At 60.1% G+C, this 24,821-nt stretch carries 23 protein-coding genes; 9 read left to right on the top strand and 14 right to left on the bottom strand.

The features are described from left to right. Nucleotide 1: 1 nt before the first annotated feature. Together C1J04_RS01145 and C1J04_RS01150 are read right to left on the bottom strand one after the other, a co-directional pair. A complete protein-coding gene (locus tag C1J04_RS01145; RefSeq protein ID WP_009825594.1) occupies nt 2-1,129 on the bottom strand; it encodes an ABC transporter ATP-binding protein in 1,128 nt (375 codons plus the stop codon). A 92-nt stretch (nt 1,130-1,221) separates the two neighbouring features. Beyond that, nucleotides 1,222-2,307, bottom strand: coding sequence for a polyamine ABC transporter substrate-binding protein (locus C1J04_RS01150; RefSeq protein WP_009825595.1), 1,086 nt, complete (start codon nt 2,305-2,307; stop codon nt 1,222-1,224). Nucleotides 2,308-2,453: 146 nt separating this feature from the next. On the opposite strand from C1J04_RS01150, the gene C1J04_RS01155 reads away from it, so the two are divergent. From C1J04_RS01155 to C1J04_RS01180, 6 genes are all read left to right on the top strand, one after another. Beyond that, nucleotides 2,454-3,134, top strand: a complete 681-nt coding sequence (locus tag C1J04_RS01155) for a GntR family transcriptional regulator (RefSeq protein ID WP_050766216.1) — start codon at nt 2,454-2,456, stop codon at nt 3,132-3,134. A gap of 121 nt (nt 3,135-3,255) precedes the next feature. After that, nucleotides 3,256-4,686, top strand: a complete 1,431-nt coding sequence (locus C1J04_RS01160) for an aspartate aminotransferase family protein (RefSeq protein WP_037954007.1) — start codon at nt 3,256-3,258, stop codon at nt 4,684-4,686. Between the two features lie 360 nt (nt 4,687-5,046). Then, complete coding sequence (locus C1J04_RS01165) at nt 5,047-6,147, top strand: ABC transporter ATP-binding protein (protein WP_005850522.1); 1,101 nt, start codon at nt 5,047-5,049, stop codon at nt 6,145-6,147. 111 nt (nt 6,148-6,258) lie between these two features. Further along, complete coding sequence (locus tag C1J04_RS01170) at nt 6,259-7,374, top strand: extracellular solute-binding protein (RefSeq protein WP_009825599.1); 1,116 nt, start codon at nt 6,259-6,261, stop codon at nt 7,372-7,374. A gap of 100 nt (nt 7,375-7,474) precedes the next feature. Further along, nucleotides 7,475-9,142, top strand: a complete 1,668-nt coding sequence (locus C1J04_RS01175) for an ABC transporter permease (RefSeq protein ID WP_005850527.1) — start codon at nt 7,475-7,477, stop codon at nt 9,140-9,142. A 4-nt stretch (nt 9,143-9,146) separates the two neighbouring features. Beyond that, the gene (locus C1J04_RS01180; protein ID WP_005850529.1) at nt 9,147-10,325 is read left to right on the top strand and encodes an ABC transporter permease; all 1,179 of its coding nucleotides are present in this window, start codon (nt 9,147-9,149) and stop codon (nt 10,323-10,325) included. A 79-nt stretch (nt 10,326-10,404) separates the two neighbouring features. On the opposite strand, the gene C1J04_RS01185 is transcribed toward C1J04_RS01180, so the two are convergent. The 8 genes from C1J04_RS01185 to dapD all read right to left on the bottom strand — a co-directional run bounded on the left by C1J04_RS01185 (nt 10,405) and on the right by dapD (nt 17,917). Beyond that, on the bottom strand, nt 10,405-11,664 hold the full coding sequence (locus tag C1J04_RS01185) for a lytic murein transglycosylase (protein WP_114865228.1): 1,260 nt from the start codon (nt 11,662-11,664) through the stop codon (nt 10,405-10,407). Nucleotides 11,665-11,787: 123 nt separating this feature from the next. Beyond that, a complete protein-coding gene (gene rnr, locus C1J04_RS01190; protein WP_009825601.1) occupies nt 11,788-14,067 on the bottom strand; it encodes a ribonuclease R in 2,280 nt (759 codons plus the stop codon). Nucleotides 14,068-14,070: 3 nt separating this feature from the next. Beyond that, on the bottom strand, nt 14,071-14,673 hold the full coding sequence (locus C1J04_RS01195; RefSeq protein WP_009825602.1) for a TIGR04282 family arsenosugar biosynthesis glycosyltransferase: 603 nt from the start codon (nt 14,671-14,673) through the stop codon (nt 14,071-14,073). Next, a complete protein-coding gene (locus tag C1J04_RS01200) occupies nt 14,670-15,092 on the bottom strand; it encodes a GNAT family N-acetyltransferase (protein WP_009825603.1) in 423 nt (140 codons plus the stop codon). The genes C1J04_RS01195 and C1J04_RS01200 overlap by 4 nt, the downstream gene beginning before the upstream one ends. After that, complete coding sequence (gene dapE / locus C1J04_RS01205; RefSeq protein ID WP_009825604.1) at nt 15,089-16,234, bottom strand: succinyl-diaminopimelate desuccinylase; 1,146 nt, start codon at nt 16,232-16,234, stop codon at nt 15,089-15,091. The genes C1J04_RS01200 and dapE overlap by 4 nt, the downstream gene beginning before the upstream one ends. A 139-nt stretch (nt 16,235-16,373) precedes the next feature. Then, complete coding sequence (locus C1J04_RS01210; protein WP_005850537.1) at nt 16,374-16,712, bottom strand: hypothetical protein; 339 nt, start codon at nt 16,710-16,712, stop codon at nt 16,374-16,376. Between the two features lie 61 nt (nt 16,713-16,773). Beyond that, complete coding sequence (locus C1J04_RS01215; RefSeq protein ID WP_005850538.1) at nt 16,774-17,028, bottom strand: GlsB/YeaQ/YmgE family stress response membrane protein; 255 nt, start codon at nt 17,026-17,028, stop codon at nt 16,774-16,776. A gap of 61 nt (nt 17,029-17,089) precedes the next feature. After that, nucleotides 17,090-17,917, bottom strand: a complete 828-nt coding sequence (gene dapD / locus C1J04_RS01220; protein ID WP_005850539.1) for a 2,3,4,5-tetrahydropyridine-2,6-dicarboxylate N-succinyltransferase — start codon at nt 17,915-17,917, stop codon at nt 17,090-17,092. Nucleotides 17,918-18,069: 152 nt separating this feature from the next. Here dapD and C1J04_RS01225 point away from each other — a divergent pair, with 152 nt between their 5' ends. Next, nucleotides 18,070-18,921 carry a TIGR00730 family Rossman fold protein gene (locus C1J04_RS01225; protein ID WP_009825606.1) on the top strand — a complete coding sequence of 284 codons (852 nt, stop codon included), beginning with the start codon at nt 18,070-18,072 and terminating at the stop codon, nt 18,919-18,921. Nucleotides 18,922-18,936: 15 nt separating this feature from the next. On the opposite strand, the gene C1J04_RS01230 is transcribed toward C1J04_RS01225, so the two are convergent. From C1J04_RS01230 to C1J04_RS01240, 3 genes are all read right to left on the bottom strand, one after another. Beyond that, complete coding sequence (locus C1J04_RS01230) at nt 18,937-19,149, bottom strand: hypothetical protein (protein WP_005850541.1); 213 nt, start codon at nt 19,147-19,149, stop codon at nt 18,937-18,939. Between the two features lie 190 nt (nt 19,150-19,339). Then, on the bottom strand, nt 19,340-20,515 hold the full coding sequence (rlmN, locus tag C1J04_RS01235; RefSeq protein ID WP_009825607.1) for a 23S rRNA (adenine(2503)-C(2))-methyltransferase RlmN: 1,176 nt from the start codon (nt 20,513-20,515) through the stop codon (nt 19,340-19,342). 204 nt (nt 20,516-20,719) lie between these two features. Continuing rightward, the gene (locus C1J04_RS01240; RefSeq protein ID WP_009825608.1) at nt 20,720-21,250 is read right to left on the bottom strand and encodes an invasion associated locus B family protein; all 531 of its coding nucleotides are present in this window, start codon (nt 21,248-21,250) and stop codon (nt 20,720-20,722) included. A gap of 179 nt (nt 21,251-21,429) precedes the next feature. Here C1J04_RS01240 and C1J04_RS01245 point away from each other — a divergent pair, with 179 nt between their 5' ends. Next, a complete protein-coding gene (locus C1J04_RS01245) occupies nt 21,430-22,410 on the top strand; it encodes an asparaginase (protein WP_009825609.1) in 981 nt (326 codons plus the stop codon). Nucleotides 22,411-22,472: 62 nt separating this feature from the next. Here the strand turns inward: C1J04_RS01245 and serB are convergent, their stop codons facing one another. Next, complete coding sequence (serB, locus tag C1J04_RS01250; protein ID WP_005850546.1) at nt 22,473-23,348, bottom strand: phosphoserine phosphatase SerB; 876 nt, start codon at nt 23,346-23,348, stop codon at nt 22,473-22,475. Nucleotides 23,349-23,600: 252 nt separating this feature from the next. Here serB and pcaF point away from each other — a divergent pair, with 252 nt between their 5' ends. Then, a complete protein-coding gene (gene pcaF / locus C1J04_RS01255; RefSeq protein WP_009825610.1) occupies nt 23,601-24,803 on the top strand; it encodes a 3-oxoadipyl-CoA thiolase in 1,203 nt (400 codons plus the stop codon). The last annotated feature ends 18 nt before the right edge of the window (nt 24,804-24,821 follow it).

The following is a 24,821-nucleotide window of genomic DNA, read 5'->3' on the forward strand; positions in this document are numbered from 1 at the left end:
TTCATCGCTCCAACAGGACGCCGGCGGTGGCGCTCCACGAAATCCAGACCTTATCTTCCCACGTGATCGTGCGGCGCGACAGCCGACGCGTGTTTGCGGTCTGTGCCTTGATCACTTGACCACCGGCCAAGTGGACATGGTAGGTGCTGAGATTGCCAAGATATGCGATGTCCAGAACGGTGCCCTGAACAGCGTTCTTCATTTCTGTCGGCTTCTCGGTAGAAATCGCGATCTTCTCCGGTCGGATCGCAAGATGAGCTTCCTGCCCATCGCTAAAGGGGCGTTCTGATGCCGCAAGCAAGGGGGCCTCATTCGCGACCCAATCAAGGTGGTACATATTCTCGCCTGCGGGCTTCACCGTGCCAGAGATAATGTTCACGTCACCGATGAAGTCAGCAACGTAGACGGAATTAGGTGCTTCGTAGATACCTCCTGGCGTCGCGACCTGGATGATCTGCCCTTCGTCCATCACAGCCACGCGGCTCGCGACGGTCATCGCTTCCTCTTGGTCGTGGGTAACGATAACAAAGGTGGTCCCCGTGCTTTCCTGGATATCCATCAGTTCAAACTGGGTGTCCTGACGCAGCTTTTTGTCCAGCGCGCCAAGCGGTTCGTCCAGTAGCAAAAGCTTCGGCGCTTTGGCGAGGGACCGCGCAAGCGCGACCCGTTGACGTTGCCCCCCCGAGATTTGGTGGGGTTTGCGTTTGGCAAATTTAGTAAGGCGCGTCAGCTTGAGCATCTCTTCAACGCGCGCGGCGATATCTGCCTTGGACATATCCCCTCGTTTCAACCCAAAGGCGATATTCTCCCAGACAGACAGATGTGGGAACAGGGCATAGGACTGAAACATCATGTTCACCGCCCGCTTGTTCGGCGGGATGCCCGCGATATTCTTACCCGCCAATTCGATCTTGCCCGCGCTTGGGTTTTCAAACCCGGCAAGCATGCGCATCATCGTTGTTTTACCGCAGCCCGAGGGCCCCAGCAGAGCAAAGAACTCGCTTTCATAAATACTCAAAGACAGATCATCGATCGCAACGAAATCGCCAAAACGCTTTGTCACATTCTCGAAGCGGATAAGCGGCTTTTCGTTCGGGTCATCCCACGGGGCGAAAACGGGTTGGCTCACTTTGATCTATCCTTTGCACAGCGTTTACCCCTCCGAATGGAAGGGTCCGGTTGATCGGGTCAAAACCGGTAAGGCTTTGACCCGATGCGATTTTAGATACCAGATTTGATCTTCGTCCACATACGCGTGACGACACGCTGTACCTTGGGTGAATATGAAGAAATGGTATACAGGTTTTCCAGCGTGGCTTCGTCTGGGTAAATCGCTGTGTCCCCGATTACGTCTTCGGCAAGGAACTCCTGGCTCGCCTTGTTGCCGTTCGCATAGTAGACGTAGTTCGACGCGGCGGCCATATTCTTTGCGTCCATCATGAAGTTCAAGAACTTATGTGCCCCATCCGGGTTTGGCGCATCCGCTGGAATAGCCATATTGTCGAACCACATCAGCGCCCCTTCTTTCGGCGCGTAATAGGCGATTTCGACACCGTTATCCGCCTCGGCCGCGCGGTCACGCGATTGCAGGATGTCACCCGACCAACCGAAGGCAACGCAGATATCACCGTTGGCCAGTGCGTTAATATACTCCGAGCTGTGGAACTTTTGAACGTGGGGGGCAACCGCCGTCAAAACAGGCTCTGCCTTCGCGATCACATCGGGGTCCTGGGTTTGGGGATCTTCGCCCAGAAACTTCAGCGCCGCGGGGATCATTTCTGTCGGAGCGTCAAGGAAATGCACGCCACATTCGGCCAGCTTTTCCATATTCTCGGGCTTGAATACGAGGTCAAGCGAATCGACAGGGGCATCTTCGCCCAGCACTTCCTTAACCTTGGTCATGTTCACGCCAAGCCCGGTGGTGCCCCACATATAGTTAACGGCATATTCATTCCCGGGGTCGTATTTCGATACGCGGTCCTCGATCACGTCCCACATGTTGGTGATGTTCGGCAGCTTGTCTTTGTCGAGCTTCTGGAAAACCCCTGCCGTGATCTGGCGTTCAAGGAAGGTACCAGTCGGGACAACCACGTCATAGCCGGACCCGCCTGCAAGCATCTTGGTTTCAAGCACTTCGTTACTGTCAAACACGTCATAGATCAGATCAATGCCGGTTTCTTTTTCAAATTTCTGCAACAGGTCTTCGTCGATGTAGTCGGACCAGTTATAGACCCGCACCTCTTCACCCAAGGCGCTGGTGGCGATCAATGCCGTTGCTGCGATTGAGCTGAGCAAGCTATATTTCATTCTCATCTCCCGTTGTGTAGGCTCAGTTGATCCGAACCTTTCGTCAATTTGATCAAGTTTTGCGTCATGCGACAAGATCATTTATAATTTTACGCAGGTGCATGCCGTGGTTCAAAATGTGGTTGAGTACAATTTAGGCAAATTTGATGAACGTAAATTCCACTGACCTTGCGTCGCAAAAGCCTTTGGAAAGCCCGGCCAAGGTGCCGGCCCATCAGCATGTCTATGAACGCGTGCGCAAGCTGATCCTGTTTGGCGATCTTGCCCCCGGTCAGGCGGTCACCATTCAAGGCCTTGCAGAAACCCTTGATGCGGGCATGACCCCGGTGCGCGAAGCGCTGCGCCGTTTGATCGCCGAAGGCGCGCTGGTGCATCAGGGCAATCGCCGCGTATCGGTCCCTGTGCTGGACCTCGAAGGGGTTAACGAGCTGGAATTCATGCGGAAAACCCTTGAGGCAGAGCTTGCTCAACGTGCCACAAGCCGCATGTCAGAGACTGTTTTAAGCGAACTCGCACAGGTGGACGACGCGCTGAACCACGCGATTGATCGTGGGGATATCGGCGAATACCTGACCCAGAACTACCGCTTTCACACCATCGTCAACACCTGTGCCGAGGCCCCTATTCTGGCCGCCACCGTCGACCGTTTATGGCTGATGTTCGGCCCGTCGCTGCGCGTGGTCTGCGGTCGGTTTGGCACGTCGAACCTGCCGGATAAACATGCCGACTTGCTGGCAGCTTTTCGCGAAGGCGATGCGGCAAAGGCTGCGCAGGCCATGGCCGAGGATGTTTCTCAGGGCATGGTCCAGATTCGCGCCTCTCTTTGATTAAAATCTGATCGGCTGATAGCCGTTTATCATCACCACAGCAGAGCGATTCGATTGACTCTGCATAATTTGATCATATTCTGAGCCCAATCTTCCCTCCCCATTCCCAGAGGTGTTCTTTATGGCCCATATCACCAACCACATGCCCACCGCCGAGCTGCAAGCACTTGACGCCGCGCATCACATGCACCCGTTCACCACCAATGACGAACTTGCCGAGAAGGGCGCGCGGATTATCACCCGTGCCAAGGGCGTCTACCTGACCGACAGCGAGGGGAACGAGATCCTTGACGGGATGGCGGGTCTTTGGTGCGTCAACATCGGTTATGGCCGTCAGGAAATGGCCGACGTCGCCGCGCGCCAGATGCTCGAGCTGAACTACTACAACACTTTCTTCATGACCTCGCACGTGCCCGCCATCGCTCTTGCAAAAGAGATCGCGTCACTGGCCCCCGGCGATCTGAACCATGTGTTCTTTGCCGGGTCGGGGTCCGAAGCGAATGACACCAACATCCGGATGGTGCGCACCTATTGGGCCATGAAAGGGAAGCCAGAGAAATCCCACATCATCAGCCGCAAGAATGCCTATCATGGGTCGTCGATGGGGTCCGGCTCCCTTGGTGGCATGAGCTATATGCACGAACAGGGTGGCATGCCGATTCCCGGCATTCACCACATCAACCAGCCCGACTGGTGGGTGGAAGGCGGCGACCTCACGCCTGAGGCGTTCGGCCTTGCCCGCGCGCAAGAGCTTGAGGCCAAGATCCTTGAGCTTGGGGCAGATAATGTCGCGGCGTTCATCGGTGAACCCATTCAGGGCGCGGGCGGGGTTATCGTGCCGCCAAGCACCTACTGGCCCGAAATCCAGCGTATTTGTGACAAGTACAATGTATTGATCATCGCGGACGAAGTGATCTGTGGTTTTGGCCGGACAGGCAGCTGGTTCGGGTCCGAGACGATGGGGATCAAGCCGCATATCATGACCATCGCCAAGGGCCTAAGCTCTGGCTACCAGCCGATTGGCGGGTCCATTGTGTGTGACGAGATCGCGCAGACCATCGGGTCTGGGGAGTTCAATCACGGCTATACCTATTCGGGGCACCCCGTCTGCTCGGCCGTGGCACTGGAAAACCTGCGGATTATGCAGGACGAAAACATTCTGGATCACGTGAACAATGTTGCCGCCCCCGCCCTGAAGGAAGGGCTGGCCAAACTGGCAGAGCATCCCTTGGTTGGCACCGTCAACGTCGCGGGCCTTATGGCGTCGCTGCCGCTGTCCCCGCGCAAAGAAACGCGGTCAAAGTTCGCAGGCGATGCAGGAACCGTCGGTTATATGTGTCGTGAACGCTGCTTTGCGAATAATCTGGTGATGCGCCACGTCGGCGACCGGATGATCATCTCGCCACCGCTGGTGATCACCCCCGAAGAGATCAAAGTATTCATGACGCGCGCTACCAAAGCGCTGGATGAAACCTATACCGCGGTCAAAGAAGGCGGCCTGCTCAAGGCAGCCGAAGACCACGCGCAAGACGCTGAATCGCCGCTCGGCTAAGGCGTGACATACATTCGGGACGAGGCGCAAAGGTCGCCCGTCCCGCCGCTGGAAGCACTGCAAGGAATTGTCTGTTTGCGACATCGGCAGTGGCTGACCAGCGCTCAAAATCGCCGGGTTCAGGGCGAGCCGCTGATGCTTAACCTATGGCAGATATTAACGAATTCCCCTTATTTCAAGCAAGCTGCACAGTAATTCCGCAGGCAAAAGAACTGTTTCTTGTCAAATAACCGTCGATCTTCCCGCAATTGACGCTTTCTGCCCAATAGTGTCGTTAATTGGTTGCAAAGCGGAAACCAGCCAGTTTTAACTTCCTGTCAACAAGGGCGCTTGAACGTCACAATAAACGGGGAGCCAGCTTTGGCAGATACTTCAGCAACGAATGCGTTCGTAGAATTTGAACGCGTGCAGAAAAGCTATGACGGCGAAAATCTCGTCGTAAAAGACCTCAACCTGTCGATGCCGAAAGGCGAGTTTCTGACAATGCTCGGGCCATCGGGGTCCGGCAAGACCACCTGCCTGATGATGCTGGCGGGTTTCGAAACGGCCACGCATGGCGACATCCGGCTTGATGGTAAATCGATCAACAATATCCCGCCGCACAAACGCGGCATTGGCATGGTGTTCCAGAACTACGCGCTTTTCCCGCATATGACCGTTGCCGAAAACCTCGCCTTCCCGCTTGAGGTGCGCAAGATCGGCAAGTCCGAGCGTGAAGAGAAAGTGAAGATCGCGCTGGACCGTGTTCAGATGGGCGACTTCGGCGGCCGCCGTCCGGCACAGCTTTCCGGTGGTCAGCAGCAACGTGTTGCCTTGGCCCGTGCTTTGGTCTTCGAACCCGAACTGGTGTTGATGGACGAACCGCTGGGGGCGTTGGACAAACAGCTGCGCGAAACACTGCAGTTCGAGATCACGCATCTGGCGCATGAACTGGGCATCACCGTGGTCTACGTGACCCACGACCAGACCGAAGCGCTGACGATGTCCGACCGCGTGGCCGTGTTCGAAAACGGGCGCATCCAACAGTTGGCCCCGCCCGATCTGTTGTATGAAGAGCCCGAAAACAGCTTTGTTGCGCAGTTCATCGGCGAGAATAACACTCTTGAAGGCGTTGTGACCGAGATCAAGGGCGGCACTTGCCTTGTGCAGTTGGACGGCGGCGGCCTGATCGAGGCAAAGCCGATCAACGTGACCCGCGCCGGCGAACGCACCCGCGTATCGATCCGCCCCGAACGTGTCGAATTCAACAAGGACCGGATGCAGGAAGGGGCACATACCCTGAAAGCCGAAGTGCTTGAATTCGTCTATATGGGCGACATCTTCCGCACCCGCCTGCGGGTTGCCGGGACCGACAACTTTATCATCAAGACACGAAACGCACCCGATCAGGTACGTTTGAAGCCAGGCCAGCAGATCGAGATCGGCTGGTTGGCAGAGGATTGCCGCGCCCTCGACGCATAAGCGTCAGGACGCGGCCGGCCGTCCAACGTTCGACGGCGTCGCACGAGGCTGTGGTTAAGCCCGATATCACACCCTCAAGACCCTAACGGGCATATAATGGGAGACTATCTAATGAAGTTTACGACAACGCTACTCGCATCCTCCGCGATCATTGGCGCTGGCACATTGGCATTCGCCGATGCGCATGCGGACATGGCCAAAGAGATGACGCTTGTTTCCTGGGGTGGCGCTTACCAAGCCAGCCAAGACAAAGCGTATCTGCAGCCCTATCTGGAAATGCACCCTGAACTCTCTGCTGTTTGGGATGAAAGCTCCAACGAAGCCGTGGCGAAGCTGCGCGCGATGAACGAAGCCGGCAACGTGACCTGGGATCTGGTCGACGTGGTTGCCGCTGACGCCATCCGCCTGTGCGACGAAGGTCTGGCGATGGAAATCGACGCGGACGAAATGCTGGCTGAAGCCCCCGACGGGACATCCGCTGAAGACGACTTTGGCGACCTGCTGGTCAGCGACTGCTTTATCCCGCAGATCGTGTATTCGACCACATTCGGGTATCGCACAGACATGGTTGGCGACACGCCTCCAACCAAAATCTGCGACGTCTTCGACACCGAAGCCTACCCAGGCAAGCGCGCGCTTGAAAAGCGCCCCATCAACAACATGGAATGGGCGCTGCTCTGTGACGGCGTTGCAAAGGACGAAGTCTATGACGTTCTGGCAACTCCGGAAGGTCAGGAACAGGCTCTGGCCAAGCTCGACACCATCAAGGACGACGTGATCTGGTGGTCCGCCGGTGCCGACACGCCACAGCTGCTGGCCGATGGCGAAGTCGTCATGGGTTCCACCTACAACGGCCGTCTGTTCAGCGTTATCGAAGAGCAAGACCAGCCCGTTGCAATGCTGTGGGACGCACAGGTGTTCGACCTTGACGGTTGGATCATCCCAGCGGGTCTGCCTGACGACCGTCTGGCGCGCGTCAAAGACTTCGTGAAATTCGCGACAGACACCCAGCGTCTGGCGGATCAATCGCAGTACATCAGCTACGGCCCTGCCCGTTTGTCCTCCGCTCCTATGGTTGGCAAGCACGCAGAACTGGGCATCGACATGGCACCACACATGCCAACCGACCCGGCCAACGCAAAGAACACGTTCCTCTACAACTACGAGTTCTGGGCTGACTACCGCGACGACATCGACGCGAAGTTCCAGGCATGGTTGGCGCAATAATCGCCTGAACCATTCGGAGGAGGCCGCTTTGGCCTCCTCCACCCCTTATTTGTTTTTCCATTTTCCCGACCTTCCAGCGACCTAACCCCATGGGGCCGATATGAGCGATACCGCCGACGCGACGAACGACACACCTGAACAGACCGGCCCGATGCTGGCCGCGGACGGCACACCGCTGAAACGCAGCCTGAACCGTGCGCTCCGTCGTCAGAAGCTCAGCGCGCTTTTGCTGATCGCCCCTCTGCTGATCTTTATCCTGATCACCTTTATCGCGCCGATCGCCGATATGCTGTTCCGCTCTGTCGAGAACCAGATCGTCAGCGACACGCTGCCCCGCACCACGCAAACCCTGTCCGACTGGGACAGCGAAAGCGGTGAAACCCCCGGTGCCCCCGTCTACAAGGCGCTCTACGAAGACCTGTTCATCGCGCAGGAACGCAAATTGCACACCCGTCTGGGCTCAAGGCTCAACTACGAGCTGACCGGCGCATCGTCCCTGTTCCGCAAATCCGGCCGCGGCGTGGATGACATTGGCGAAGTGTTTCAGGACCAGTTCGAGGATCTGAACGACTTCTGGAAGAAGGGCGAAAACTGGAACGCTCTGCTTGGCTCCGACGCATGGCTGGCAGAGATTTCCGACTGGAAAAAATCTTCCGGCGACGACCAGCCCGCGTTTGAAATGCGCGAAGGCATGGCAGAGCTTCTGCCCGAGACCGCCGAATACTACGAAATTTTTGCCGACTTCGTTCAGAACGACGACGAAGACAACCTGTACAAGGAAGACCCATGGGCGCTGATCTACTCGGCACTCTATGACGACCTGACAGGCCCCACGGCATCGCAAATCGCCAGCTATTCAGGCCCGGCATCAGCCGAATTGACCGAGGCTGCCGCAGCCGCCCCTACATTCGACGCAGTCGATTACAAAACAGCCTTCACCGAGATTGACGACGATTGGGGCAAAACCCCTATCTGGAGCACCATCCGCGCCTACAGTCCCGCGCTGACCAACGGCTATTTCCTGAATGCCGTCGACATGCAGAAAACGGCTGACGGTCCCGAATTCCGCCCCGACAACGAACGCATCTACGGCACGCTGTTCCTGCGCACGCTGTTCATGTCGGTCTGCATCACCCTCAGCTGTATCCTGCTGGGCTATCCGGTGGCGTGGATCCTCGCCAACCTGCCCGCGCGTACCGCGAACCTGCTGATGATCCTCGTGCTGCTGCCCTTCTGGACCTCGCTTCTGGTGCGGACATCGGCGTGGAAGGTCATGCTGCAACAACAGGGTGTGATCAACGATACACTGGTGTGGCTGGGCCTGGTGGCCGATGACAGCCGTCTTGCGCTGATCAACAACCAAACCGGCACGATCATCGCGATGACGCACATCCTGCTGCCCTTCATGATCCTGCCGCTCTATTCCGTGATGCAAACAGTACCGCCCAGCTATCTACGTGCGGCAAAGTCGCTGGGGGCCACGAACTGGACAGCCTTCTGGCGCGTGTATTTCCCGCAATCGGTGCCCGGCATCGGCGCGGGGTCGATCCTCGTGTTCATCCTGTCGATCGGCTATTATATCACGCCGGAAATCGTCGGCGGCACCACGGGGACATTCATCTCCAACCGGATTGCCTATCACATCTCCAGCTCGCTCAACTGGGGCCTCGCGGCCGCGCTTGGGGCGATCCTGCTGGCCGTGGTGCTTGGGCTTTACTGGGCCTACGACAAGATCGTCGGCATCGACAACGTGAAACTGGGAGGCTGATATCATGGTCGCACTCACACCTATCTCCCGCAAACCCGTCGGTTTCTATGTACCGGTTGTCGCCGCAGCAGGCGCCTTTGCCGGGCTCTTTGTCGGCACCGCCCAAGGCAGCGGACTGCTGGGCATCCTGATCGGAGCGCTGTCCATGGGGGCGCTGGCCTTTGTGCTGACGCAGCTGATCAAGAACGAAACCATCGCCCGCTGGACCTCTGTCATTCTGCTGGCGGTGATCGGCTTTATTCTGGGCGGCGTGCCCATGCTGGTTCTGGGGGCCATCTTCGGCTGGTTCTTCGGCTGGTTCAGCTTCTGGCTCTACGAGGGACGCTACCGCGCCAAGGTCGCGCCCTATCTGACCCCGGGTCAGGTGCTTTGGCACTTTGCCTTCCGCATCATCTGCGGCGCGATCCTTGTGTTCCTGATCACACCGATCCTCGTGGTCATGCCACTTAGCTTCAACGCCGAGAACTTCTTTACCTTCACCCCTGAAATGCTGCGTTTCGATCCCGAAGGGTATTCGCTGCGCCACTACAAAGACTTCTTCAGCAGTTCCGCATGGCAAGGTGCCGTCTGGAACTCGATCAAGATCGCCCCGGCCGCGACCCTTCTGTCGGTCAGCTTCGGCACCCTCGCCGCCATTGGCCTGAGCCAGCAGCACGTGCCGTTCCGGCGCGCGATCATGGCAATCCTGATCTCGCCCATGATCGTCCCACTGATCATCTCGGCGGCGGGCATGTACTTCTTCTACAGCCGCGTCGGCCTGCAGGGCACATATGTCGGCGTAGTCCTGGCACACGCGGCCTTGGGCATCCCCTTCGTCATCATCACCGTCACCGCGACACTGGTAGGCTTTGACCGCTCTCTGACCCGCGCGGCGGCGAATATGGGGGCCAATCCGGTCACAACCTTCTTCCGCGTGCAAATGCCGTTGATCCTGCCGGGCGTGATCTCGGGCGGTTTGTTCGCTTTCATCACCTCGTTTGATGAAGTCGTCGTCGTGCTCTTTGTCGGGTCTGCGGGTCAGAAAACGCTCCCATGGCAGATGTTTACCGGCCTGCGCGAACAGATCAGCCCCACGATCCTTGCCGTTGCGACGATCCTCGTGGTCATCTCGATCTGCCTGCTGACCGTGGTCGAACTGCTGCGCCGCCGCTCCGAACGGCTGCGCGGGATGTCCCCCGGCTAAGCCGCTTCCAAATGGTTTAAAATCCTCGCCGAAGGCACGCGCCGGACCGAAAGGTCCGGCGCGTTTCATTTACGCCAGATTATTCCGCCGCGGCTGCGCGCAGCGTCTCCAACAATCGGGGGGAGGCATAGCCGTCAGGCACAAGCCCCTGCGACAATTGGAACTCGCGCACCGCATTGATGGTCAGCGGGCCGATCTTGGCGTCGATCTGGACCGTATCAAACCCCTGCGCCGTCAACTGTGTCTGAAGCTCGATCCGTTCGTCATAGGTCAGCGCGCGGTCTTGCACCGGCCAGCTGGACTCAATCGGTCCGCCCCCGGCGATACGATCCGCCAGATGCCCCACGCCGATCACATAGGCATCGGCCGAATTATAGCGTTCGATCACCGCGAAATTCGCATAGATCAAAAACGCCGCGCCCTCTGCCCCACCGGGCAAAAGCAGGGACGCAGGGCCGTGATCCCCCAGCGATCCTGTCACAGGGCGCACCCCAAGCGCACGCCATTCCGCTGCCGTTTTCAGGATATCCCGCCCCGCCAGAAGATAGTCGAACCCCTCGGGCAGCCGTACCTCGACGCCCCAAGGCTGCCCTTGGACCCATCCGAAATGCTTGAGATACGCCGCGGTAGAGGCAAGCGCGTCACGTGGATCATCGCTCCAGATATCGCGTTTGCCATCGCCGGTGAAATCCTCGGCATATTGCTGGAAAGACGAGGGCATGAACTGCGTGTGCCCCATTGCACCAGCCCAACTGCCCTGCATCCTCGCGGGCGTGGTATCGCCCGCCTGCAAGATCCGCAGCGCGTCCAGCAGCTCCCCTTCAAAGAACGCCCTCCGCCGTCCGTCATAGGCCAATGTCGCCAGCGAGCTGAGCACCGGATCGCTGCCCCTGAAGGTGCCATAGGCGCTTTCGAGCCCCCAGATCGCGGTGACGATCTCTTTCTCGACGCCATAGCGCGTTTCGATCTGGGACAGCGCGTCGGCCTGCTCGGCCAGCGCCTTCTTCCCGTTGGTGACCCGTAGATCAGAGGTCGCGGTCTCCAGATAGGCCCAGATTGTTTTGGTGAATTCGGATTGGTTGCGGTCGCGGCGGATGACCTGCGGGTCATAGCGTACGGTCTGCATCGCGCGGTCAAAGACCGCACCGTCGATCCCTGCGGCCAAGGCACGCGCACGGAAGGCGGTCACCCAGTCCTGCAACCCCGCCGCGCTGCCCGGCTTTTGCACCATGGCGGGCGGGCGCGCAGTGCCCTCGGCCCCCGCAGCGATCACACCTGTGGCAGCCGTCACCGAGAGTGTCACCCCGCCAACCAATGCGCAAATTTTCAGCAGTTCCATTCCCGCGCCCTTCCCCAGCATCACGCTGCAAGCCTAGCGTCAAACGCCGCGCCCAGAAAGGCGGAGTTGCCCGCTGTGCGTGTTACTGCCTGCCTGTTCCTGCCTCGTATTCCCGTTCCGGGGTTAGCGTCGTGTGCGTTTGACCTTGCGTTTCACCTTATCCGCCTTGCGCTTGGCTTTGACACCCTTGCGCTTGGGGTTGGTGCGGCCCGCAGGGCCACCGCGTCCGCGCCGCGCCCCTTGGCCGCCCTTGGGCAGGGCGTCACCCTCAAGCGTCAGCAGTTCCAGCGCGATGCCCCCGGTGACCGGGACCGCCTCTGACAGGCGCACGGTGACACGCTGCCCGACAGAGATGATCATGCCCGTATCCGACCCCATCAGCGTGCCGGCCTCTTGGTCGAAATGGAAATACTCGCGCCCCAGCGACCGCATGGGCAGCAGCCCGTCGGCCCCGGTTTCGTCCAGCTTCACAAAGGCTCCAAATCGCGCCACGCCGCTGATCCGGCCCGAGAATTCATTGCCCACACGTTCCGACAGATAGGACGCGAGATAGCGATCGGTGGTGTCGCGCTCTGCCATCATCGACCGGCGTTCCGTGTCCGAGATATGCGCGCCGGTCTGTTCGATGTCCTCGATATCATGCTGGCTTAGCCCGTCATTGCCCCAGCCGTGGGCAGTGATCAACGCGCGGTGCACGATCAGATCCGCATAGCGCCGGATCGGAGAGGTGAAATGCGCGTAGGACCGCAGCGCCAGACCAAAGTGCCCGATATGCGCAGGCCCGTAATAGGCTTGCGTCATCGACCGCAGGGTCGACAGGTTGATCAGCTCTGCATCATCCGTGCCCGCCGCATCGTTCAGCAGCTTGTTCAGATGGCGCGTATGCAGCACCTGTCCCTTGGCCAGCGTATAGCCCGCCGCCTGCGCGGTTTCGCGCAAGGCGTCCAGCTTGGCGGGAGAGGGTTCTTCGTGGATGCGATACAGCAGCGGCGTTTTCTTGGACAGCAGAGTCTCGGCGGCGGCGACATTGGCCAGCACCATGAACTCTTCGATCAAGCGGTGCGCATCCAGCCGGTCCTTGAAGTTCACCGATTTAACGGTGCCGTCCTTGTCCAGCTCTATCCGCCGCTCGGGCAGGTCAAGGTCCAGCGGCTGACGCTCGGCGCGGGCAGCTTTCAATGCGGCATAGGCGGCGTAGATCGGTTTTAGCACAGGCTCCAGCAACGGGCCGGTACGGTCATTGGGGGCACCGTCAATCGCGTCCTGCACCTCTTCGTAGTGCAGCGAAGCGGGCGAGCGCATCAGCCCGCGATGGAAGCTATGGCCGATCTTGTTGCCCGCCGCATCCAGCACCATGCGGACAGCGATACAGGCCCGCGGCACGCCTTCGTGCAACGAACACAGATCCCCCGACAGACGGTCGGGCAGCATCGGCACCACACGGTCGGGGAAATAGGTGGAATTGCCCCGTTTGCGCGCCTCGCGGTCCAGCGCAGAGCCGGGGGTGACATAGGCGGCAACATCGGCAATCGCGACCCAGACGACATGGCCGCCCTCGTTCTTGGGGTCTTCGTCAGCATGGGCATAGCATGCGTCATCATGGTCCCGCGCGTCCGACGGGTCGATGGTGATCAGGGGCAAATCGCGCAGATCCTCGCGCCCTTTCAGGCCCACGGGTTTCGCGGCATCGGCCTGCGCCATCACGTCGTCAGGAAAGTCGTCGGGGATACCATGTTGATGGATCGCGATCAGGGACACGGCCTTGGGTGCCGACGGGTCCCCCAGCCGTTCGACGATACGCGCCCGTGGCGATCCCATGCGCGCCTTTGGTCCGGCCTGCTCCGCCTCGACCAGCTCACCATCCTTGGCCCCGTGGGTCGCGTCTCCGGGCACCCACCATTCCTTGTCGGACCCTTTGTCGATGGGCACAATGCGCCCGCCCTCTGTGGTCTTGCGAAAGATGCCCAAGACCCGCTGCAGTTTCGCGCCAATGCGGCGGATCAGCCGCGCCTCGTAGTGGTGGTCTTGCGCCTGTACCAGCGTCAACCGCGCCAGGATACGGTCGCCCGCACCCAAGGCCGGGTCAGAGGCACGGGGGATCACCAGCACCACGGGCTCCACGCCTTCGCCCTGCCACTCCATCGGTTTGGCAAACAGATCGCCATCCTTGTCCGGCCCCGTGACCTGCAACACAGACACCGGCGGCAAGCGGTCAGGGTCCTGATAGCTGCGCTTGCGCTTTTCCAGATGGCCTTCGGCCTCCAGCTCTTTCAGCACGCGTTTCAGATCGATCCGGGCCGCCCCCTTGATGCCGAACGCCTTGGCGATGTCACGCTTGGCGGTCAGAGTGGGGTTTTCGGCGATCCAGTCAAGGATCTCGGGCTTTGAAGGTATTTTGCTCATGCTTCACGAGGTAGCACGCGCACCCCGCTTCGTCATGGGCAAATCGTCGATTGTATCCACGTCCCGTAATGTGGCGACCTGTGCGATGCGGTGATCGGGCAGCGTGGCGACGGTATCGGCCAGCGCATGCTCCGTGGACCAGCGGACGTTTTCAAACAGGCGCGGCGGCACGGGGCGGGCGCGTTTCAGCCCGACCAGCCAATAGCCCCCGTCCGGTGCAGGCCCGAACACCGCGTCATGCGACCCGAGCGCGCAAAACGCATCGGCCACCCGCGCCGCGGTCACACCCGGAATATCCGCCCCGATGACACAGACCGGCCCCGCGGGCGCAGAACGCAGCATACGGCCCATACGGTCGCCCAGATCACCGCGCCCCTGTGGCCAGCGCGGCAGATGCGCGGGCCAGACACGGCTGGACAGCCCCGCCCGATCCGGCGCGACCGCCAGCACCACCTGCCAGCGCGGATCTTGCACACGGCGGATCAACGCGCGGGTCTGATGCCGGAACCACCACGCGGCAGCGGTCATGCCCAGATCACGGCCAAGCCGCGTCTTGACCCGCCCCGGCAGCGGCTCTTTCACCATGATGACCAGCGTGCGGTTCAAAACGACAGCACCATCTCGCGGTGATCAATGCCGGCGTCGTCAAAGACCGGCCCCTGCGCCACGAACCCCAGCTTTTCGTAGAACCCCAAAGCATGCAACTGCGCGCCGAGCTTCACGAAGCGCACGGCAGGATCCTTGCGCGCCTCGTCTACCGCCGCGCGGATCAGCGCCGCGCCAAGCCCCGTACCGCGGTGGGATTTGATCACACATACGCGCCCGATCTTGGCCGTATCACCCTTGATATGCATCCGCGCAGAGCCGATCGGCAGCTCTTCCTCGGTGGCAAGGAAATGCGTCGCGTCGTCATCGCGGTCGTCCATTTCATCGGCTTCCGACACGTTCTGCTCTTCGATAAAGACGATCCGGCGCAGCAGGTGACAGCTGGCGAGGTCTTCGGTCACGGCGATATGGGCGGTCATGCGAAATAGTCCTTCAGGATGCGGGTATAGATGGATTTGAGCTGGTGGATCTGCGCCACCTCGACGTTTTCATCGACCTCGTGCATGGACTGACCAACCAGCCCGAATTCAACCACAGGGCAATGGTGCTTCATGAACCGCGCATCCGACGTCCCGCCAGAGGTGGACAGCTCAGGCGTCACCCCCGTCTCTGCCTGCACCGCTTTGGACACCAGATCAGACAGCTCACCCGGTGGCGTGATAAAGCTCTCGCCCGAAATCTTGACCTTGAGCTCGACCTGCACGCCGAAACTGTCGCGGATCGCGGCGGCCTGTTCCTCCAGCCAAGTGGTCAGGCTAGCGCCCGAATGCTTGTCGTTAAAACGAATATTCACCGTCGCGCGGGTTTCAGCGGGGATCACGTTGGTCGCGGGGTTGCCGGTATCGACGGTGACAATCGCCAGCGTGGAGGGATCGAAATGGTCCGTCCCCTCGTCCAGCTGATGCGAGGCAAGCTGATCCATCAGCCGCATCATCGCAGGCATCGGGTTATTGGCGCGATGAGGATAGGCCGCATGGCCCTGTTTGCCGATCACGCGAAAATGCGCGTTCAGCGACCCGCGTCGCCCGATCTTGATCATCTCGCCCATTTTGTTCGGACATGTCGGCTCCCCAACAAGACAAACATCCATTCGTTCGCCCGCCTCTTGCATGTAATCCAGCAAGGCGCGGGTGCCGTCGATGCCTTCGGCTTCCTCGTCACCGGTGATTGCCAGCACGATGGACCCATCCGGGGGCGTGTCGCGGACAAAGTCGATGGCCGCGGCGGTAAAGGCTGCCACACCGGATTTCATATCGGTGGTGCCGCGCCCGTACATGATGCCGTCTTTGATCTCTGCGCCAAAAGGCGGCATCGTCCAATCGGCCTCGTTCCCGATGGGCACGACATCGGTGTGACCGTTAAAGCCAAAGCTGCGGGTGTTACCCCTGTTGCCCCAACGCGCAAAGAGGTTCTTGATCCCGCCACGGTCCGCCCAGGCACAATCAAACCCCGCCTCGGTCAGCAGATCGAACAGCACCTCTTGCGCGCCCCCGTCTGCGGGGGTGACCGACGGGCAACGCACCAGTTTGGCGGTCAGGTCTACGGGATCGATGCTGGACATATGAGGGCTCCTTCGGCGTGTGTCGCGGTGTTGCCCTACATTTGTGGGGAAAATGCACCAAAGCCAAGGGGCAGCGCGGAAATACACAAAGCGGTGAGCCACATAGCCCACGCCAGCGCTGCAAAGTCGCGCAGGAACCTTAGTCGAAGAAAGGCGTCATCTGCGCAATAATGACAGAGTTTTCATCCAGCGCCCGCGCCATCAAGGCCCGTTCGTCTTCGTCAATCTCGTGGCCTTCGGCCTCGCGGTCGGCAATCGTGCCGTATCCGGTCACGTCCAACGGGTTGGTATCGGCCTGTTTCAGGATGGCGACCGTCTCGCGCACGGCTTCGGCTTCGTCGATACCCGAGGCAAAGCACATCAGCGCAGCGCCCGTCGCCTTGTCCGGCAGGCCGTCGCCCTCTTTGCGGCCAATCTCGACCAGCAGCGTATAGACCTGCTGGCGCGACGGTTTCTTGGGTTTCTTCTGGTCAGACATAAAAAGGGCCACCGCATTAAGATGCGGCAGCCCTATCGTGTTCTGTGACGTCTGAAAAGGGTCAGCTACGTCCGCGTACCAAACGTGTGACCCAAATCAACAGGCAGGCCCCAATGACACCGACGACCAGCTGACCAATCCAGCCACCCAAGGTCGCACCGACGATTGTCATCAGCAGGAAGTTGGCGACGATCGCGCCAATGATCCCCAGAATAATGTTCATGATCAGTCCCATATCGGACTTCATGATCTTTTCCGCGATCCAACCGGCCAGACCACCGACGATTATTGCTGCGAACCAACCCAGACCTGTCATTTCAAATTCTCCATAAATCTTGTTTCATAGAGTGAACTCACAGGTCTGTGAAAAGGTTCCCTTAGTCGCGCAGCAGCTCGTTGATCGAGGTTTTGGAGCGGGTCTTTTCGTCGACGCGCTTCACGATCACGGCGCAATAAAGGTGCACACCGTTCTTCGACGGCATGGACCCCGCCACAACGACCGACCCCGCGGGCACTTCGCCATAGAAGACTTCGCCGGTTTCACGGTCGAGGATTTTGGTCGACTGGCCGATGTAAACCCCCATCCCCAGAACGGAGCCTTCGCGGACGATACAGCCTTCGACCACCTCGGAACGCGCACCGATAAAGCAGTTGTCTTCGATGATTGTCGGGCCAGCCTGCATGGGCTCGAGCACGCCACCGATGCCAACGCCACCCGACAGGTGAACGTTCTTGCCGATCTGCGCGCAGGACCCGACGGTCGCCCATGTGTCAACCATTGTGCCGCTGTCGACATAGGCACCGATGTTCACAAAGGACGGCATCAGCACGACGCCCGGCGCGATATAGGCCGATTTGCGCACGACACAGTTTGGCACGGCGCGAAAGCCTGCCTCTTTCCAGTCGGCATCGTTCCAGCCTTTGAACTTGCTATCGACCTTGTCCCACCAGCCGCTGCCCTGCGGGCCGCCGTCTTGCTGTTCCATATCCTTGATGCGGAAGCCCAGCAGGACCGCTTTCTTGGCCCATTGGTTCACATGCCAGTCGCCGTTCTCCATCTTTTCGGCAACGCGCAGCTTGCCGCTGTCCAGCGCGGCCAGCGTGTCTTCGATCGCGTCACGTGTTTCGCCGGTGGTGGCCGAAGTGATCGTGTCACGGGCGTCCCAGGCGGCTTCGATGGCGGTTTCAAGTTGGGCGTTCGACATGGGTGTAGCTCCGGCGAATGAGGGTCAAATGTTGCGCTTGGCTATACAGTCGTCGGGGCTGTGGTGCAATGATGTCCGATGGCGTGGTCATTTGCGGCAAAGGCAGGCATGTTGCAGCAAAGGGCGCCCGTCGCCCGCACAGACCGGAGAGTATGATGACCGAATCCAAACGCCACCCCTTGCGCAAGGCCGGCGACGACCGCGCCACCGCGCAGGATGTACCCGACACGCCGCAAACGCGCGCCCCGGCATACCGGCTGGCCTTTACCGATGACGACTTCATGTGCCGTCAGGAGTTGCGCCCCGTCCGGCTGCAACTGGAATTGCTCAAGCCCGAGATGGAGCTGGACGCCCATGGTGTGAAATCCACCATCGTCCTGTTCGGCGGCGCGCGTATTCCCGCCCCTGCCCATAAAGACAAGGCCCGCACCAAGACACTGGCCGATCTTTCGCATTTCTATGACGAGGCCCGCGAATTCGCGCGGCTGATGACGCTGAAATCGATGGAGAGTGACGGGCAAGACAACGTGATCGTCACTGGCGGTGGCCCCGGCGTGATGGAGGCAGGCAACCGCGGTGCCGTCGACGCCGGCGGGCAATCTATCGGGCTGAACATCGTTCTACCCTTCGAACAGGCCCCGAATGAATATGTCACACCGGAGCTGTGCTTTAACTTTCACTACTTCGCGATCCGCAAGATGCATTTCCTGATGCGCGCGCGGGCGATCTGTGTTTTCCCCGGCGGCTTTGGCACGCTGGACGAAATGTTCGAGACGCTGACCCTGATCCAGACAGGCCGGATGAGCCGTGTGCCGTTCCTGCTGTTCGGCCGTGCCTTCTGGGAAAAGATCATCAACTGGGATGCGCTGGCTGACGCGGGCACGATCTCTGATCAGGATCTGGACCTGTTCCAATTCGTTGAAACCGCCGACGAGGCGATGAGGCTGATCGAGAACTGGGATACAGCCCCCGCCCGAGAGGAAGTCCCCGGGCGTTCAAAATAAAAGGTTCCGGTCAGATCAGGCGCAAAGATCGGCCGGAAGCACACAGACCTCAACGTGATGCGGCAGCGTTTCCAGAACGGACCCGTGGTCCGTGTCACGTACCCCATAACCATACCCGGCCAGTCGATGTTTCCATTCGCGGTAGGACAAGGCGCTTTCGCGTTCGCGGGTGACAAGCGCCAGTACATCGGCAGTGATAAAGGCGTCGTTCTTGATAATAACAGTCATCGCAGTATCGCTCCTGATTGTGTTGTCGATGGAAACAATATTCTGGGCGATGATGACTTAATTTCTGCTTAATTGTGGCGGCCCCAAGGTCATTTCAGGGTGACCCCGCCACAATCAAACGCCTTGAAATGCAAACAGCCGCCCCAATCGGGACGGCTGCATCGTGGATTTCACGTTGAATTAAGGGCGGTTACATCCCCGCGTCAGCCTCGATCTGCTTGCGGGACTTGCGTTCACGCTCTGTCGCCGATTTCAACTGACCGCAGGCCGCCATGATATCTTCACCCCGCGGTTTACGCACGGGCGAGGCGTAGCCTGCCTGATACACGATCTCGGAGAACGCGCGGATGCGGTTGTTCGACGACCGCTTATACGGCGCGCCGGGCCATTCGTTGAAAGGGATCAGGTTGATCTTGGCGGGGATACCGCGGATCAATTCAATCAGACGATGCGCATCAGCGTCTGAATCGTTCACACCATCCAGCATGACATATTCAAAGGTGATCCGTTCAGAGTTGCTGACTTTGGGGTAGGCCCGCAGCGCCTCTATCAGCTCGGCGATGTTCCAGCGTTTATTGATCGGCACCAGCTTGTCGCGCACCTCGTCCGTGGTGGCGTGGAAAGATACAGCCAGTTGGCAGCCAATCTCTTCGGCGGTGCGCGCGATCTCTGGCACAACACCGGAGGTCGACAAGGTGATCCGGCGGCGCGACAGCTGGATCCCCTCGGGGTCCATCGCAATCTTCATCGCGTCGCGCACATTCTCGAAGTTATAAAGCGGCTCGCCCATGCCCATCAGCACGATGTTGGACAACAGCCGCGGCGCATCGGTCAGCGTACCGGGCACGGGCCATTCGCCCAGATCATCCCGCGCCACCATCACCTGCCCGATAATCTCGGCCGCGGTCAGGTTGCGCACCAGCTTTTGCGTGCCGGTATGACAAAAGGAACAGGTCAGCGTGCAGCCGACCTGAGAGCTGACGCACAAGGTGCCGCGCCCCTCTTCGGGGATATAGACCACCTCGACCTCATGGCCGCCCGCAATGCGCACCAGATATTTGCGCGTACCGTCTTCGGACACCTGTTTGGTCACGACCTCGGGCACCTCGATCACGAACTTCTCGGCCAGCTCGGCACGGAAGGCTTTCGACAGGTTGGTCATATCGGCAAAATCGCGGGTGCCCCATTGATAGATCCACTGCCAGATCTGCCCCACACGCATCTTCGCCTGTTTCTCCGGCGTGCCTTCCGCGATCAACGCGGCGCGCATGGCATCACGGGTCAACCCGACAAGGTTCACCGGCCCCTCCGCCTGCTTACGCGGAATGGTCATGACATCTTGAGTAATCGGCGCGGTCGCAGACATGGGGATTCTCCGGTGTGCAGGGGTTTGAGCGCTCTATATAGGGATTTTTCCCTAAATCAAAAGGAAACGCCGCATTGCTGGGCCGGGCTGAGTGCATAGCTTCGCCCGTCATGGCCGCTTTATCGACCAAACCCTTGGCCCAAACCGTGGTATGAAAAAGCCCCGCCAATGGCAGGGCTTTGCGATCAGTTCAGGCGGAAATACCTAGCCGCCGCAGCGTTTGGCCGCATCTTCAACCGCAGCTGTGAACCCCAGAAGCGAGAACGTGTCCTCGGTCTGTGTCCCACGCCCGGAACGGCCCGTCAGCTTTGCATCCGCGCCACGTTTCATCGCGGCGATGATCTTGTTGTCGTCATCGGTGGTCGCAGGCCAGGCCCATTCGCCTTCGGTGAACAGCTCGAACGTGGTGCCGCCGATGTTCATGTTGACCGTCGACCCCGAAGCAAAGGGGTAGCCGCCGGTAAAGGCCACCTGCCCCTTGGCCCCCGCGCTTGGACGGTAAAAGACCATCAGCAGGGTCTGGCCACGGTTCACCGCCACAACGCGACCATCGCGGGAGTTTACGGATTCTTTCGGCGTGGACACGCCCCAGCATTCGGTCGGGTTGTCTTCGACGAATACGCTCCAGTCCGTCTCTGCTGCCACGCGGTTCGTGCTTTGCGCTTGCGCGAAAACGCTGCCTGCGCTCAGACCCGCCAGCGCCGCCGCAAAACCAATCGTCCTAAAGTTCATCATCTACCTGGGCCTCCAGCCGCCATTAACCTCAACATCACCACAATTCCCCAATGGCAGCCCTTCGGGAGGCGCTCTTGATCAAAGGAACTGTATTTCTCTCGTCAACAAGCATAATAACGGCAAACAGGCGACACACGAAACCCTGATTGGCAGGAATTCGCCAACGAAAAGGATAATTCATGACCCAAGCAGCCCCCTTTGCTGAAATCTGGCGTGGTCCGTTTCTGGAAAGCGTGCATTCGGGTCATGCGGTGGTCTGTGACAGCAGCGGTCAGATCCTGCAGGCTTGGGGCGATCCCGACACGGTGATCCTGCCGCGCTCCTCTGCCAAGATGATCCAGGCGCTGCCCCTGATCCAGTCCGGTGCCGCAGATGCCTATGGCCTTGGGCCCCAACATCTGGCGCTGGCCTGCGCGTCCCATCAGGCGGCGGATCTGCATGTGGGCATCATTTCTGACTGGCTCAAGACGTTGGGGCTGGACGACCGCGCCTTTCGCTGCGGCACGGCAGTTCCCGGTGACGAGGCAGCGCGCAATGCGCTGGTGTGTCCCGGCACGCAGCCTTGCCAGATCCACCATGAATGTTCCGGCAAACACGCAGGCTTCCTGACCGTAAACACCCATATGGGCGGCGGTGCGGATTACGAAAAGCCGGACCACCCCGTGCAACGCGCCTGTCTCGAGGCGTTCGAGCGTGTGACCGGCACCACCTCGCCCGGCTTCGGGATCGACGGCTGCTCTGTCCCGAATTTTGCAACCACGCTACACGGTATGGCCCGCGCCATGGCGCATTTCGCCGCTGCTCCCGACGGGTCGGCCGAGGCGCGGCTGCATCAGGCCATGCGCCTACACCCCGACCTTGTCGCCGGCGAGACCCGCGCCTGCACCAATCTGATGCGCGCGATGAACGGCAAGGTCGCGCTCAAAACCGGGGCAGAGGGGTTCTTCATCGCAATCCTGCCGGATCAGAACATCGGCGTGGCTCTCAAGGCGGCCTGTGGCACCAAACGCGCGGCCGAATGCGCGATCACCTCGGTTCTGGTCAAACTCGGCGCGCTCGACCCGAACCACCCCGAAGCGTTGAAATACCGCAATGCCCCGATAGAAAACCGGCGCGGCATCATCACGGGCACGCTCAAACCTGCCGCTGGCTTTGCGTAACGCCGCTTCCAAATGTTTTAAAATCCCGGGGTATGGGGCAGCGCCCCATGCAGCTTGCGAGCCTAGATGACGAATTCGTCCTTGGCGTACCCCTGCACATAAAGCAGCGCCGTCAGATCGCCAAAGTTGATCCGCACGTCACATTCCGCCGCCACGGCGGGCTTGGCGTGCAGCGCCACGCCCATGCCCGCACGCGCCAGCATGCCCAGATCGTTTGCCCCGTCGCCCACGGCGATCACGTCGTCCTCTGACAGCCCCAGCCGCGCGGTGATCTGTTCCAGCGCATCGACCTTGGCCTGTTTGCCCAGGATCGGCACGCCGACGTCGCCGGTCAGCACGCCATCCGATGCGATCAGCGTATTCGCGCGGTTCTCGTCAAAGCCAAGCGCCTCTGCCACGGCGGCGGTGAACGCCGTGAAACCGCCCGACACAAGCGCCGCATAGGCACCATTTGCCTTCATCGTGGCGATCAGGGTCTTGCCGCCGGGCATATGGGTGATCCGTTCGGCCAGCACGCGGGTGATCACCGCCTCGTCCAACCCCTTTAACAGACCAACCCGTTCGCGCAGGGCGGCGTTGAAATCAAGCTCTCCGTTCATGGCGCGGGCGGTGATATCTTTCACGCGGTCCCCGACCCCGGCTTCATCTGCCAGCTCGTCGATACACTCCTGCTGGATCATGGTGCTGTCCATATCCGCCAGCAGCATCTTCTTGCGGCGGCCTTCCGACGGGGTGATCACCAGATCAACCCCCATCCCCTGACATTCGGCCCAGACATCCCAGCGATTGCCCGGCATCCGCTTCATGTCAAAGCCCGCCGCCTCGTCCGGAGCAAGCCAGACCGCATCCCCGCCGCCCCATGCGTTGCGCACGGCATCGACCAACGACGCCTCAAGCTGCGGGCGTTGAGGAGAGGTTAGAAGGGTCACACTATGCATGGGTCAGGTCCGTTCGGGTCAAATCAGTCTGGGGCGCATCTTGCGCATTGTTTTAACGGGGTTTCCACCCCTGTTCCAGCGCTCCTGCGGGGGAAGGTTGCGCGCTTTGCCCAAGCGGCCCGAACAGACCTCCTTGCGCGTTATCCTGCCCGCCCTTATGTTACAAAATATGTAAACTGAAAAATGTCAGGTAACATTTAAGTTGCGTCGAATCGCGACTATCCCTACGCTCGTCAACCAAGGGAGACTTTCATGGACGCTTTTATTTGTGACGCGCAGCGCACACCCATCGGCCGCTTTGGCGGCGCATTGTCATCGGTCCGCGCCGATGATCTGGCAGCGGCACCGATTGCCGCACTGATGGCCCGCAATCCTGATCTGGATTGGTCCAAAATCGATGACGTGATCTTTGGCTGTGCCAACCAGGCTGGCGAAGACAACCGTAACGTGGCCCGTATGGCGGCCCTGCTGGCCGGCCTGCCGGTCGATGTGCCCGGTGCAACGATCAACCGTCTGTGTGCCTCTGGCATGGATGCGGTCGGCGTCGCGGCCCGCGCGATCAAGGCAGGCGACATGGATCTGGCGATTGCCGGCGGCGTCGAAAGCATGACCCGCGCGCCTTTCGTGATGCCCAAGGCGGAAACCGCCTTCTCGCGCAACAACGCTGTCTATGACACCACCATTGGCTGGCGCTTTGTGAACCCCAAGATGAAGGCGCAATACGGCGTCGAATCCATGCCCGAAACCGGCGACAACGTGGCTACGGATTATGATATCAGCCGCGAAGATCAGGACGCCTTTGCCAAGCGCAGCCAGGACCGCTGGGAAGCCGCGGACAAGGCCGGTGTTTTCGCGGACGAGATCACCCCCGTGTCGATCCCGCAGCGCAAGGGCGACCCGATTGTCTTTGACCGCGACGAACACCCCCGCCCCGGCACCACGATCGAAGCGCTGACCAAGCTGCGCCCGATCAACGGCCCCGACCTGACCGTGACCGCGGGCAATGCCTCTGGCGTCAACGACGGCGCGGCGGCGATGCTGATGGCCTCTGAGGCGGCGGCGTCGCAGCACGGGCTGACCCCGATGGCACGCGTCGTTGGGATCTCTGCCGCCGGTGTTGAACCGCGCGTCATGGGGATCGGCCCTGTTCCTGCCAGCCAGAAAGTGCTCGCCCGCGCAGGTCTAACCATCGACCAGATGGACGTGATCGAGCTGAACGAGGCATTCGCATCACAAGGGATCGCCACATTGCGCGCGCTTGGCGTGGCGGATGATGCGCCTCATGTGAATGCCAACGGCGGCGCGATTGCCATCGGTCACCCGCTGGGGATGTCCGGTGCCCGTCTGGTGATGACCGCAGCCCTGCAGTTGAAACGCACAGGCGGCCGCTATGCGCTGTGCACCATGTGTGTCGGCGTCGGCCAAGGCGTCGCCATCATCCTCGAACGCGCTTAACGCAATTATCCCCCTGAA

The sequence above is a fragment of the Sulfitobacter sp. SK025 genome, from assembly GCF_003352105.1.
In the GTDB taxonomy this organism is placed as follows: Bacteria; Pseudomonadota; Alphaproteobacteria; order Rhodobacterales; family Rhodobacteraceae; genus Sulfitobacter; species Sulfitobacter pontiacus.